Below are 1,057 nucleotides of genomic sequence, written 5' to 3' on the forward strand. Positions count from 1 at the left end.
CGAGTGTCGACGTTATCAGACGCATCAACTACCACAGTGTGTTGTTCAATCAAAGCTTGAAGTTGAGCATCATCGAGACGTTTGGCAACGGTGTTTACCTCGACGTGGGGGTTAAGTTCTCGCAGCGCATCGGCGGCAGAATCCACCTTTTTGCGGCCGATATCTGTGTCGTGGTGTAATACTTGGCGCTGCAAATTAGAGAGCTCTACAATGTCGTCATCGATGAGCGTAATACTGCCGACACCTGCTGTGGCGAGGTATTGGCTAGAAGCACAGCCTAAACCGCCCGCACCCAAAATAAGCACGGAGCTTTGTTTGAGCGCTTCTTGTCCTTCGAAATCGAACTGGCGAAGAATGATCTGGCGGTTATAGCGCAGCATCTCCTGATCGGAAAGAATATCCACGGCACGTTCCTAGTATAACGTTGAGTTAAACAGTTGGATTTGAACCGTTTCGCCAACTTCCACGCGGCCACGCTCACGTTCCAACACCACAAAGCAGTTTGCCAAACTCATTGAGCGGAAGGCACCAGAACTTTGGTTGCCAGTAGTTTCAACGACAAATTTGCCATCTTCTAGCGTGTAGATGCCACGTTGGTAGTCCGTGCGGCCCGGCGCTTTCTTAAATGCAGTTTTTGTCGTAGCAGGGATAGACTCTGGTGCTTTCCATTCAGTATGGCCAGCCAATTTCGCCAACATTGGTTGAACAAGTACGTACATGGTTAGCACAGCAGATACAGGGTTACCTGGTAGACCGCAGAACCAAGCTGTACTTAACTTACCAAATGCGAAAGGTTTACCCGGCTTGATTGCCAGTTTCCAAAAACCGATTTCCCCAAGTTGTTCAAGAATGTCCTTGGTGTAGTCTGCTTCGCCAACACTGACGCCGCCAGAGGTGACAACCACATCCGCGAGCGTTTGTGCTTTTTCAAACGTTGCTTTTAATGTTTCTGGGCAGTCAGGGATAATGCCAAGATCAATCGCTTCACAGCCAAAGTTTTCGATAAGCGGTTTAATGCCGTAACGGTTGCTGTCATAGATTTGACCTGCTTCGAGTG

2 protein-coding genes are annotated in these 1,057 nt (G+C 48.9%); both read right to left on the reverse strand.

All coding sequences use genetic code 11. The annotated features are described in order from the left end of the window. On the reverse strand, nt 1–404 hold a 404-nt coding region (locus R7D93_RS26035), incomplete at its 3' end, for a ThiF family adenylyltransferase (protein ID WP_318129649.1). A 9-nt stretch (nt 405–413) separates the two neighbouring features. Next, nucleotides 414–1,057, reverse strand: a 644-nt coding sequence (locus R7D93_RS26040; RefSeq protein ID WP_318129650.1) for a molybdenum cofactor synthesis domain-containing protein, incomplete at its 5' end; no start/stop codon positions are given.

It is taken from the genome of Vibrio sp. YT-15, from assembly GCF_033337445.1.
GTDB classification, from domain to species: Bacteria; Pseudomonadota; Gammaproteobacteria; order Enterobacterales; family Vibrionaceae; genus Vibrio; species Vibrio alginolyticus.